Genomic DNA, 12478 nt, shown 5'->3' on the forward strand with positions numbered 1-12478 from the left:
GTTTTTGCTGCCTTCTTTCTGTTACAAAGCTGTCAAGTCTACAGACCAAGGCAAATTTCGGAAATGAAAAACGGAAAGACCTACGAGTTGACCCTATACAATGGACAGACCGTTGAAGGCATATGTTCTAAAATCACCGAGAACAGCATTTACTTAAAAACCAACGAGAACATTGTAGCGTTCCCTAAGGAAAAAGTAAGCAGTTTAAAACGAAGGAAAACGAACTTTGTGGCTTTGGTGGGAGGGATTGCTTTGGTGACGGCGGGCACCATATTTTTGATTAACAATTCAGAAGAAAAAGCCATTCCATTCCAGATTGCGGATTAAGAAAAGTTGAAAACAAGTGTTCGGTTTAAGTGGGTCCCTGAGCATGCGTTTTCAATTGACATTAATAATACAATGAAGCCATTTCTTTCTAACTCTAACCTCCTATTTCTGACTTCGCACTTCAAACTTCTGACTTCTGATTTCTGATTTCAGACTTCTAACTTCTAACTTCCGACTTCGTACTTCTAACTTCCGACTTCAGACTTCCGACTTCACCCTTCACCACTTTGGCCTCAAAACTTGCCCTTGAACTTAAGAATCTGTTGATAACTACTTAAAACCTAAGGCAAAGCCCCTATTGAAATTGTAATCCATTTCAACTAACTTCGTTATCGGTCGATATAATTCATTAAAACGGAATCATATCTTAAGCGTTGCCAGTAATTTGAATGAACCACTTCAATATCATATCAAGTCTAATTTTATTCGGATTATCAATCCTATGTTTTTGGCTTCCTTTTAAGAACGGAAATAAAAAAACTGGAATTGTAACTGGAACTATTTTGAGCTTATTAATTGCTTGGACTATATTGGCAGAACTAGAATTTCTTGTGATTTTTATTTGGCCATTTATTTTGGCCTTTCAAATTGTATTTCTGACTTACTGGATATTTAGAGTATTTAAAAGACCGAAAACTGGAAAATATGTTTCGTTATTGCTGACTTTTGGTTTCATATTATTATTTATGTCACCTTGGATTAGTGACTGGATTTTTAGTAAAAATGACGCAAGGAAATTATTAGCGGAACATAACATTGAGCTAAAAGACGACTTTAAAATATTGAAAAATGAAAGTGGTGGATTTATGGATTACTCACATACTCTAAAAATCCAAATTTCGGAATCAGATAAAGTAAGAATAGCAAAGGAAATTAGGGAATCAAAAGGATTTTTGGAGTTTAAAGATTACAAAAAGGACTTTCCATCAGCAAACTATGAGACTTTTGAAAAATTGAATTACGAAACCGAAAATCACCTAAATAGAGAATATTGGACTGAAAAACCAATGGAAGATGGAACAAGTCATTTTTATTTTCAACTCTCAAAAACAAAAAACGAATTACAATATATTGGAACTGACTATTAAAAAAACTACTGGCAACACCGTATAAAATTAATTGCTGGTGCAAGCCTACTTACGAAAATCCTCGCGGATTTTCTATTCCGTTTGTATTTGCTAAATTAGTTGCTTAAAACACGCAACTAATCTTATACAATCACGATAACGAAACTTCCAAGATTTTTTAGTAATTCCGCCACTTTTTCGTCAGTTCAAAAACGGTCTCCAAAATGCGCTGTTCCTTTTCATCAAAGGCAAAGCCACGGCGTTCCATCATGGCAATGGCCACCTCAAAGGCCTTTTTGGGCAAAAACGTGGTAAAGCCGGAGGCACCGCCCCAACTAAAGGAGGGCACAAAGTTGCGGGGAAAGCCGCTGCCAAATATATTGGCACTCACCCCGATCACCGTTCCGGTGTTGAACATGGTATCGATGCCACATTTGCTGTGGTCGCCCATCATCAAGCCGCAAAATTGAAGCCCTGTTTTGGCAAAACCTTCGGTTTTGTAGCTCCATAAGCGTACGGGTGCGTAGTTGTTCTTTAGGTTGGAGGTGTTGGTGTCTGCACCCAAATTACACCACTCGCCCAACACGGAGTTGCCCAAAAAACCGTCGTGCCCTTTATTGGAATACGCAAATAGTACGGAATTGTTCACCTCTCCACCCAGTTTGCAATAGGGTCCGGCCGTAGTGGGGCCGTAGATCTTCGCACCCATCTTCAAAACGGCATGGTCGCAAAGGGCGAACCCGCCGCGTATGGAACAGCCCTCCATGATCTCTGCGTTTTTGCCAATGTAAATGGGCCCGGTGGAAGCGTTCAAAATGCTGAACTCCACTTTGGAGCCCTCTTCCAGGAAAATGTTTTCAGGGTTAAGCACCCGGTTGGTCTTGGAAAGCGGTTGACTCTTCCGTCCCGCTGTCAACAGGTCAAAATCGGCCTGCAGGGCCTCGCCGTTTTTGGAGAAAATATCCCAGGTGTTTTCAATCTGCATCACCTCCGCTTGGTACGGCACCGACCGATAATCTGAAAAAATGAAGTCCTTTTCGGGATGAGCCGTAGCATAGGCTATGGGATTTCCTTCGGAAACCAGCACCTCGCCGAGCTTCAGCTGCCCGATGCTTTCCACCAAAGCTTTGTTTGGCAGGTATTTCCCATAGATCACCACATTGGTTCCCGAGGCTTTCAACGGAAATTTTTCGGATAGGTAGGGTTCTGTCTTGCTGCTGCACGAAGTTCCCAACCATTTTTCCCACTTTTCGCGTACAGTCAAAATACCTACCCTGATATCCGCAACGGGTCTGGTAAAGGTAAAGGGCAATAGGGATTCACGCGTGGTTCCGTCCGCAAGGATATAGTTCATGGTGGTGTGGTATATGCACAAAAATAAAAAACGCCCCTGAAAACCATCAGGAGCGTCGGAGTTATTTCGTTGAAAAGGTAAACCTACTCGGCCTTCTTCTCTTCTTGATTGAATTTCTTGTACTTGTTCTTGAACTTATCGATCCTACCGGCGGTATCCACCAATTTGGTCTTACCAGTGTAATAAGGATGTGATGTTCTCGAAATTTCCAACTTCACCAAAGGATACTCAACGCCATCCACGGTAATGGTTTCCTTGGCCTCTGCAGTGGATTTTGTGATGAACACATCGTCATTGGACATGTCCTTGAATGCCACCAATCTATAATTTTCCGGGTGTATGCCTTTTCTCATCGTCTTAAATACTTATTCTCAGAATTTTCGAGGTGCAAATTTAATGATTTCTTTTATACGGACAACCCAAAGTTCTTAAAAAAGAAAAAAAGTAACTTTAACTGTAACAAATACTTCGCAAAGGCCACTAACCTATCGCAATCAACACTAAAAAACAAGACATGGAAGAACAACAACCAAAAACAGGAAAATTTTCCCTGAATTACGGGCTGATTCTCGGAGGCATAAGTGTAGTTTTCGGGATTATGCTCTACACACAGGAGATGCACACCTCACAGAGCTCGGCACTTATGGTAATCGGAATTGCCATTGCCGCTGTGGTGACCTTTTTGGGCATTTCGGCCTTTAAAAAGGCCAACGGCAGCTACCTTAGCTTGTCGGAGGCCCTGAAAATCGGTGCCGGTATTGCCCTTATCGCCGGTATAATCGGTATTGTGTACAACATTGTATTGGTAAACTATATTGACCCCGATGCACCATCAAAAATCATGGACGCACGTTTGGGCCCAGCCCTGATGAATGGGGAGATCACCCAGGAGGAATTTGATATGCAAAAAGAGCAGAGCATCAAGTTTTGGTGGATGGGCTATCCCATAATCTTGATCATAAATATCTTGATCGGTCTTGTGCTCGGTTTGGTTACGGGACTCATCCTGAAAAAGTCCAAGCCCGCCTATTAAGCCAAAAAAGTGCTACTTTTGAAGGGAATTCCAGAAAAGAGCAATGCAAATTTCCATTGTTATCCCTTTGCTTAACGAGCAAGAATCGTTGAACGAATTACATGATTGGATTGTACAGGTGATGCAATCCAATCATTTTTTATACGAGATCATCTTTATTGACGATGGCAGTACCGATGGCTCATGGGACACCATTACCGAGCTCTCCCAAAAGAACAAGAGCGTCAAGGGCATTCGTTTTTTAAAGAATTTTGGAAAGTCTCAAGCACTGCATGCCGGTTTCAAGACTGCCCAGGGCGAGGTGGTGATCACCATGGACGCCGATCTGCAGGACAATCCGGAGGAGATACCCGAACTCTATAGGATGGTGCATGAAAACGGTCATCATTTGGTGTCAGGTTGGAAGAAGAAACGGTATGATGCCATCATCACCAAAAACATACCCTCCAAACTGTTCAATTGGGCAGCAAGAAAGACTTCCGGTGTTCGCCTGCACGATTTCAACTGCGGACTCAAGGCATTTGACCAAGATGTGATCAAAACCATTGAAGTATCTGGCGAAATGCACCGATACATCCCCGTTTTGGCAAAAAACGCAGGGTTTTCCAATATTGCGGAGAAAGTGGTACAGCACCAAGCGCGTAAATATGGTAAGACAAAATTTGGAGCCGAACGTTTCATCAACGGTTTCCTGGACCTGGTCACCATTTGGTTTGTTTCAAAATTTGGACGCCGGCCCATGCACTTGTTCGGTGCGCTTGGTGTGCTCATGTTCATTGTTGGCTTCGGTTTCGCCCTGTATTTGGGCATAGACAAACTATTCCTGAATCCTACGGGAAGATTGATAACCAATCGTCCGCAATTCTTCATTGCACTGGCTGCCATGACCATCGGGACCCAGTTTTTTCTGGCTGGTTTTTTAGGTGAGATCATCGTACGGACCAGAAAAAATGACACCCGCTACACCGTATCGGACAAAATTAATTTATAAGCGGTTCTTAAACCCGTAAACTTTGTATTTTTAAATTCACAAATACGACCTTATGGATGCTATCGAAACCACGGCCAAATCTTGGCTCACCGATTTTTTTGATGAAGACACCAAAGTTGAGATTCAGAATCTTTTAAAAAACAATCGCGAGGAGCTGAAGGAGCGTTTCTATAAAAACCTGGAATTTGGTACCGGGGGAATGCGTGGCGTTATGGGCGTTGGCACCAACCGCATCAACAAATATACACTGGGAAAAAGTACTCAGGGCCTGAGCAACTACCTCAAAAAAACAAATTCCGATGATCGGCTGAAAGTGGTCATTGCCTACGATTGCAGGCACAATTCGGATACCTTGGCCCAAGTCGTGGCAGAGGTTTTTTCCGCCAATGGAATAACTGTTTATCTTTTTTCGGAGCTACGCACTACGCCCGAGCTGTCTTTTGCTGTCAGACATTTAGGGTGCCATGCCGGAATCGTGCTGACCGCCTCCCATAATCCACCAGAATATAACGGCTATAAGGTCTATTGGTCTGATGGTGGTCAAATTGTGCCGCCACAGGATGGCGAAATCATCGCGGAAATCAATGCAATTTCTTTTGAGGACATAAATTTCAATGCCGATAAAAGCCTGATACATAATATTGACAAGGAAGTGGACGAAGCCTTTTTTGAGGCGTCCGTTCAAAATGGAAATTTCAACGCCAAGGGCAAGGATGATTTTAAGATAGTATTCACCTCGTTACACGGTACTTCAATAACAGCGATTCCAGAAGTTTTGAAAAGGGCCGGTTACAGCAATGTAACGACCATAGCGGAACAGGCAAAACCTGATGGGTCATTTCCAACGGTAGAGTCCCCAAATCCCGAAGAGCCCGAAGCACTTTCCATGGCTATTAAAAAAGCTGAGGAAATTGGGGCCGACATGGTTGTGGGCACGGACCCGGACAGTGACCGATTAGGGATTGCGGTGCGCAATTTGGATGGTGAAATGGAATTGCTCAACGGTAACCAAACCATGGTGTTGATGACCAAATTTCTTCTAGATCAATACAAGAAAAAAGGTTTTAGGGGCAATGAGTTCATCGCCACCACCATTGTGTCCACCCCCATGATGGAACAAATGGCAAAAGCCTATAACGTGGAATTCAAAACTGCGCTTACGGGATTCAAGTGGATCGGAAAAATGATCAAGGATTTTCCAGAATCCACATTTATCGGAGGTGGTGAGGAAAGCTTCGGATACATGGTGGGGGATTTTGTTCGCGACAAGGATGCGGTCACCTCTACCCTACTGGCCTGTGAAATTGCAGCTGATGCCAAAGCCAAGGGCAGTTCATTTTATGAAGAATTGATTGACTGCTACGTCCAATTTGGTTTTTACAAGGAAAAATTGATCTCCCTCACCAAAAAAGGCATCAGTGGCGCCGAGGAAATAAAGCAGATGTTGGTCGATTTCAAGGAAAACCCTGTGGAATCTGTGCAAGGCTCCAATGTGGTCTGGATTGAGGATTACAATACCTCCATTGCCAAAAATGTGCGAACCGGGGAAGAAAAAACAATCGATTTGCCCAAATCCAACGTGCTTATCTATGAAATGGAAGATGGCACCCGCATTGCAGCCAGGCCCAGTGGCACCGAGCCCAAGGTGAAGTTTTATATGAGCACCAACGCAAAACTGGGGAGAGCAGAGGATTTTAAATCCGTAAATTCGCAGTTGGAAGCCAAACTGGATGGCATCCGGTCCGAATTGAACTTATAGGTGAATGAACTACTTTAAAAAGATTCTCCGTTTTGCGGGACCCTATCGCAGATATGGTGCGTTGAACATATTCTTCAATATACTTTATGCATTGTTCAGTGCGCTGTCCTTTGCGGCGCTAATCCCTATGCTGGATGTGCTTTTCAAGCCCGAACACAAAGTCTACACCGAACCTGTCTATGAAGGTTTTGGCAACCTAAAGGATTACCTTCAGGATTATATCAACTATCGGGTCACCGCATACTCCGGGGATGATGACATGAAAGGACTGGTGTTGGTGATTAGTCTTGTATTGGCCCTCTTTCTGTTTAAAAACCTGTTTAATTATTTGGCCATGTACTTCATCACCTTTTTGAGAAATGGGGTGCTCAAGGACATTCGCAACAAAATGTACCAAAAAATAGTGGACCTTCCCGTTTCTTTCTTTTCAGAAAAGAGAAAAGGGGACGTTATTGCCCGTATCACTTCGGACGTATTGGAAATACAACATTCCTTTCTATCCATCCTGGAGTTGATCGTGAGGGAACCCTTGACCATCTTTTTTACCATTTTGGTCATGTTTGGAATCAGTGCCAAACTCACCCTTTTCGTTTTCATTTTCATCCCGGTAGCCGGAATGATAATCTCAAGGATTGGAAAATCATTGAAGCGAAAATCCGATAGGGTACAAAAAGAGCAGGGTGAACTTCTCTCCATTGTTGAGGAAACCCTAAGTGGTCTCAGGGTGGTAAAGGCCTTTAATGCGGAATCAAAATTCTTCAGCACCTTCAAAAACTCCACGGAAAGATTCTTCAAGTTTTCCAACTCATTGTTGAACCGTCAAAATTTGGCCTCCCCAACAGGAGAGTTCCTCGGTATTCTTGTTATTGGGGTACTGCTCTGGTTTGGTGGTAAAATGGTGTTGGTGGACCAAACCCTCGATGCTTCCTCATTCATAGCCTATATGGGATTGGCTTACAACATTTTAACTCCGGCCAAGGCTATTAGTAAGGCATCCTACGGCGTAAAGAAAGGAAATGCAGCCGCAGAGCGGGTCCTGGAGATATTGGAGGCTGATAATCCCATTAAAGATGCAGAAAATGCTATCCAAAAGAATGATTTCAATGCGTGCATCACACTTCAAAATATTTCCTTTAAATATGAGGATGACTACGTACTGAAGGATTTTGACCTAAAAGTGAATAAAGGGCAGACCGTCGCATTGGTCGGTCAGTCAGGAAGTGGGAAAAGTACCATTGCCAACTTGGTTACGCGGTTTTATGATGTGAACAAGGGTGAAATACAAATAGACGGGGTCAATATCAAGGAGATCAGTAAAAAATCGTTGCGGGGCCTTATGGGATTGGTAACCCAGGATTCCATCCTTTTCAATGATACCGTTAAGAACAATATAGCCCTGGGCAAAGAAAATGCCACCTTGGAAGAAATCATGGAAGCGGCCAAAGTGGCCAATGCGCATGATTTTATTTTGGAACTTCCCCACGGGTACGATACGAATATTGGTGACAGCGGAAACAAGCTCAGTGGGGGCCAAAAACAACGACTGTCCATAGCAAGGGCCGTGCTTAAAAATCCACCCATAATGATTTTGGACGAGGCCACCTCCGCCCTGGATACCGAAAGTGAGCGTTTGGTGCAGGATGCCTTGGAGAAGATGATGCAGAACAGGACCTCATTGGTTATTGCGCATCGTTTGTCCACCATTCAAAATGCAGACTCCATTGTGGTCATGAAAAATGGAAAAATTGTGGAGCAAGGCACCCATGACGAACTGATGAAATCCAAAAAAGGGTACAAGAAATTGGTGGAAATGCAATCCTTTTGAAACAACATTTCCATGAAACACTAGTATGATTTCCCGACTGCACTTGAAATGCCAATACGGTCTGTCAAATTGGTTGTCGAAAATATTTCATCCATTGTTACACATTCCTAATTGATGATTCGTAATAGATAAATGCACATTGCCAATTGTTCATCGAAAAATTAAACCTTTTAACTTTACAGGAGTCAAAGCAGCAAATTGCATGGACAATTGATCACTGAGGAAACCTTAGTCAAAGAGCTCAAACAACAAGAAACACAGGCCAGGGCCTTTGAGGTGTTGGTGGACGCCTACAAAGAACGCCTATATTGGCATATTCGGAGGATTGTGCTCGATCATGACGATGCGGATGACGTGCTTCAGAACACATTCATCAAAGTGTATCGAAACATTGAGGGATTTAAGGGTGAAAGCAAGTTGTTTTCCTGGATGTACCGCATCGCTACCAACGAATCCCTTACTTTTTTGAAACAAAAATCGAAAAAATTGGGCCTCAGCGATGACGAATTGAAGAACAGCATGGTTGAGAATCTTCAATCCGATGTATATTTTGAAGGAGATGCCATCCAACTGAAATTGCAAAAAGCGATGGCAACGCTCCCCGATAAGCAAAAATTGGTCTTTACCATGAAATATTTTCAGGAAATGAAGTATGAGGACATTTCGGAGGTATTGGACACGTCCGTAGGTGGATTGAAAGCTTCCTATCATTTGGCGGTAAAGAAAATAGAAGCGTATCTTAAGGAAGATTAAACCTTTGGATAAAGAAAAGGTCAAAACAAAAATGAAAAAGGACAAAAAAAATAGTTTTAACACTCCGGAAGGTTATTTTGAAGGCTTCCATGACCGACTCATGGACAAAATAAACCAAGAGGAAATCGAGGAAATCTCTGTCCTGATCCCAGAATCGGATGGATTTGTGGTTCCCGATGACTATTTTGAAACGCTTTCCGAAAAACTGACTGTCAAATTAGCCAAAACCCAATCAGGGAAAGTTATCCAACTAAAACCCTATAAAAAATTCTTTTATGCAGCTGCGGCGGTCGCCGCAGTTATTTTGCTGATTTTCGTTCCCACGTGGAAATCGGACACTCCAATTGCCTTCGAGGATTTGGCCAGCACCGAGATTGAGACCTATTTGAACTCCTCGGCTTTGGATATGAGCAGTTACGAGATAGCCGAGGTGATTTCCCTTGAAAGCTTGGAGCTTAACGATGTGTTGGAAAGCGAACTAGAGGAGCAGAACATTTTGGACTATTTGAACGAAAATGTGGAGGATATTGAAGAATTAAATTTAGATTACAGTGAATATGAATAAAAACATACTCTTTCTAGCTCTGTTTTTGGGTGGCCTCTTCTGGTCACAGGCCCAAGGTCCGGTCAGGGAGCGCATAAAAACACTCAAGGTTGCCTTTATTACCGAAAGGGTTGGCCTAACCAGCAAAGAGGCCCAAGAATTTTGGCCTGTTTACAATGAACATGAGGAGCAATTGGAATCCATCCGGCAAAGGGAACGGGCAGAGTTTGGTTCCAGGGCCTCATCCCCTCAATCCCTTTCCGATGCCGAATCCGCTGCACTTTTGGACGAACTGATTGCCCTTGAAAGCGAAAAACACCAAATGAATCAAGATTTCATAGCACGGATGCGAAAAGTGATACCTCCTAGAAAGGTTTTACTTTTGATTCAAGCCGAAGAAGATTTTAAAAAACGACTGTTGCAACAGTTCCGCAAGCGACAAGGGGGAGGGTAAAAATGGAGGTCTTTTGATGCTTCCAGCAAGGTGCACGAAAACTCACGGTCTTCATCATCCCAAGAAAATACTGAGACATTGGGCCAGTCTTTTTTTCGGCCTGCACTAACCCCAGAAATGATACCTTTGCAACCTTATCACATACCATGCGCTTACATCGAAACCTTGTTTTTGCCGTAATAGATGCCCTGAACATGATTTTCAATCAGGGAGAATATGCCGATAAGGTCATAGAAAAGGTATTGCGGTACGACAAACGTTGGGGTGCCCGTGACCGCGCCTTCATTGCAGAGACCACCTATGACATTGTGCGATGGAAAAGGCTATACACCGAAATAGCGGAAGCCAATGACCCCTATTCCCGACAGCACTTGTTTCGTCTTTTTGCCGTTTGGTGTGTATTGCGCGGCATTCGACTTCCCGATTGGAAACAATTGGAAGAGACCCCAGAGCGTCGTATAAAGGGCAGGTTCGATGAGCTTTCAAAAATCAGAAAATTTCGGGAATCCATTCCAGATTGGCTGGATGAACTGGGGGAAAAATCCCTTGGAGATGCCCTTTGGACCAAAGAAATTGCCGCTTTGAACAAGCAGGCCGACGTCATTCTCAGAACCAATACCCTGAAAATCCAAAAAAAAGGATTGCAGGCTTTGCTCGATGCTGAAGAGATTGCTACTGAAACCCTGGAAGGCTACCCGGATGCCTTGAGGCTCAAGGAACGGAAAAATGTATTTACCACCCAAGCCTTTAAAGATGGTTTATTCGAAGTCCAGGACGCGTCTTCCCAATTGGTGGCTCCCTATCTGGATGTGAAGCCGGGACAGCGGGTCATTGATGCCTGCGCGGGTGCCGGAGGAAAAACATTGCATTTGGCTGCCCAGATGGAAAACAAGGGGCAACTGATTGCCATGGACATTTATGAAAGCAAGCTTAAAAAACTCAAGATCCGGGCAAGAAGAAATGGTGTGCACAACATGGAAACCCGTGCCATAGATTCAACGAAGGTCATCAAGAAATTATATGGGAGCGCCGATAGATTGTTGTTGGATGCACCCTGTTCAGGATTGGGCGTTTTAAGGAGAAATCCAGATTCAAAATGGAAATTGGAACCTGAATTCATAGACCGCATCATGGGTGTACAGCAAGATATCCTTCAAAGTTACAGTAGAATGCTCAAAAAAGGAGGGCAAATGGTCTACGCCACATGCTCCATCCTGCCCCAAGAAAATTCCAAACAAGTATATCGATTTTTGGAATCGGAAAGTGGTCAAGGTTTTGAACTCGTCAAAGAGCAAAATATCTATGCTTCCAAAAGCGGTTTTGACGGCTTTTATATGGCGCTGCTTTCCAAATCCCAATAATTGTTTGATTTGCGTAACTTTGTGGTATGGACAAAAAGGTATCCATAGAGGAATTCTATCAATCCACACAGCATTACGTCCCTGAAAGGGTAAAAACGGGCATTGGGCATTTCAATGTGTTCAAGCTGGACGAATTTGCCGGGCCAAAACCCAAGGCCATGCCCTTCAATCGTCGGGACTATTACAAAATCAGTTTGGTAAAAGGCCGCAGTCGGGTGCACTATGCGGATAAGATTGTTCCCGTTGAAAAACAAGTGCTGGTGTTCTCCAATCCGCAGATACCCTATAATTGGGAACGTATTGACGAACAATTGACCGGTTATTTTTGTGTCTTTACGGATAGCTTTTTTCACCAATTCGGCGATTTGAACCAATACCCTGTCTTTCAGCCCCATGGCAATCCGGTATTTCCCTTGACGGATGAACAAATGCAGACCGTGATTCCCATTTTTAAGCGCATGTTCGCAGAAATTGATTCGGATTATGCCTATAAATATGACCTGCTTCGGAATATGGTGTTTGAGCTCATCCATGCCGGTCTTAAAATGCAGCCAGCAAGCGAACTGAAAAACAGTGGTTCCAATGCCGCAGAACGCATTTCAGCATTATTCATGGAGTTGTTGGAACGTCAATTCCCGATTGAAAGCCCCATGCAGCGTATGCAACTGCGCTCGGCCTCGGATTTTGCCAATCAGTTGAGCGTGCACGTGAATCACCTCAACCGGGCCCTTAAGGAAACCAAGCAAAAAAACACCTCGGGCCTAATCACAGATCGCGTTATGCAAGAAGCGAAAATACTACTGCGGCATACCAACTGGAACATCTCGGAGATTGCCAATTCCCTTCGCTTTGAAGAAACGGCCCACTTCTCCAATTTCTTCAAAAAATACGCTGGGCACTCCCCTGTCTCTTTCCGTAAATTGGAGATTGTTTGATTTTTACAACTCTTTGATTCTTCCATACAACCCGTTTGGGGAAACTCGAGGGAACTTTGTGGTGTTCATAATTAA

At 43.5% G+C, this 12478-nt stretch carries 13 protein-coding genes; 11 read left to right on the plus strand and 2 right to left on the minus strand.

Translation table 11 applies throughout. The annotated features are described in order from the left end of the window. Positions 1-63 precede the first annotated feature (63 nt). Complete coding sequence (locus tag K7G75_RS11985) at positions 64-327, plus strand: hypothetical protein (RefSeq protein ID WP_222984481.1); 264 nt, start codon at positions 64-66, stop codon at positions 325-327. A 389-nt stretch (positions 328-716) separates the two neighbouring features. Then, entirely contained in the window at positions 717-1415 is a 699-nt protein-coding gene (locus K7G75_RS11990) for a hypothetical protein (protein ID WP_222984482.1), read from the plus strand. 157 nt (positions 1416-1572) lie between these two features. Here the strand turns inward: K7G75_RS11990 and K7G75_RS11995 are convergent, their stop codons facing one another. Both K7G75_RS11995 and K7G75_RS12000 read right to left on the minus strand, forming a co-directional pair. Continuing rightward, positions 1573-2748: a GlmU family protein gene (locus K7G75_RS11995; RefSeq protein WP_222984483.1), complete on the minus strand. Its 1176-nt coding sequence runs from the start codon at positions 2746-2748 to the stop codon at positions 1573-1575. An 83-nt stretch (positions 2749-2831) separates the two neighbouring features. Beyond that, complete coding sequence (locus K7G75_RS12000) at positions 2832-3101, minus strand: type B 50S ribosomal protein L31 (protein WP_222984484.1); 270 nt, start codon at positions 3099-3101, stop codon at positions 2832-2834. 161 nt (positions 3102-3262) lie between these two features. Between K7G75_RS12000 and K7G75_RS12005 the strand changes: the two genes are divergently transcribed. From K7G75_RS12005 to K7G75_RS12045, 9 genes are all read left to right on the plus strand, one after another. Then, the gene (locus tag K7G75_RS12005) at positions 3263-3781 is read left to right on the plus strand and encodes a DUF4199 domain-containing protein (RefSeq protein WP_222984485.1); all 519 of its coding nucleotides are present in this window, start codon (positions 3263-3265) and stop codon (positions 3779-3781) included. Positions 3782-3824: 43 nt separating this feature from the next. After that, positions 3825-4772 carry a glycosyltransferase family 2 protein gene (locus tag K7G75_RS12010; RefSeq protein WP_222984486.1) on the plus strand — a complete coding sequence of 316 codons (948 nt, stop codon included), beginning with the start codon at positions 3825-3827 and terminating at the stop codon, positions 4770-4772. Positions 4773-4824: 52 nt separating this feature from the next. Beyond that, positions 4825-6531, plus strand: coding sequence for a phospho-sugar mutase (locus K7G75_RS12015; protein ID WP_222984487.1), 1707 nt, complete (start codon positions 4825-4827; stop codon positions 6529-6531). A 4-nt stretch (positions 6532-6535) separates the two neighbouring features. After that, positions 6536-8356: an ABC transporter ATP-binding protein gene (locus K7G75_RS12020; protein ID WP_222984488.1), complete on the plus strand. Its 1821-nt coding sequence runs from the start codon at positions 6536-6538 to the stop codon at positions 8354-8356. Between the two features lie 210 nt (positions 8357-8566). Further along, positions 8567-9109 carry an RNA polymerase sigma factor gene (locus K7G75_RS12025; RefSeq protein WP_222984489.1) on the plus strand — a complete coding sequence of 181 codons (543 nt, stop codon included), beginning with the start codon at positions 8567-8569 and terminating at the stop codon, positions 9107-9109. Positions 9110-9140: 31 nt separating this feature from the next. Beyond that, positions 9141-9674: a hypothetical protein gene (locus K7G75_RS12030; protein ID WP_222984490.1), complete on the plus strand. Its 534-nt coding sequence runs from the start codon at positions 9141-9143 to the stop codon at positions 9672-9674. Then, on the plus strand, positions 9667-10107 hold the full coding sequence (locus K7G75_RS12035; RefSeq protein WP_222984491.1) for a hypothetical protein: 441 nt from the start codon (positions 9667-9669) through the stop codon (positions 10105-10107). Before K7G75_RS12030 ends, K7G75_RS12035 begins: the two co-directional genes overlap by 8 nt. A 146-nt stretch (positions 10108-10253) precedes the next feature. Beyond that, positions 10254-11468 carry an RsmB/NOP family class I SAM-dependent RNA methyltransferase gene (locus K7G75_RS12040; RefSeq protein ID WP_222984492.1) on the plus strand — a complete coding sequence of 405 codons (1215 nt, stop codon included), beginning with the start codon at positions 10254-10256 and terminating at the stop codon, positions 11466-11468. A 26-nt stretch (positions 11469-11494) separates the two neighbouring features. Then, positions 11495-12403, plus strand: coding sequence for a helix-turn-helix domain-containing protein (locus K7G75_RS12045; protein ID WP_222984493.1), 909 nt, complete (start codon positions 11495-11497; stop codon positions 12401-12403). The last annotated feature ends 75 nt before the right edge of the window (positions 12404-12478 follow it).

It is taken from the genome of Flagellimonas meishanensis, assembly GCF_019880545.1.
Lineage (GTDB): Bacteria > Bacteroidota > Bacteroidia > Flavobacteriales > Flavobacteriaceae > Flagellimonas > Flagellimonas meishanensis.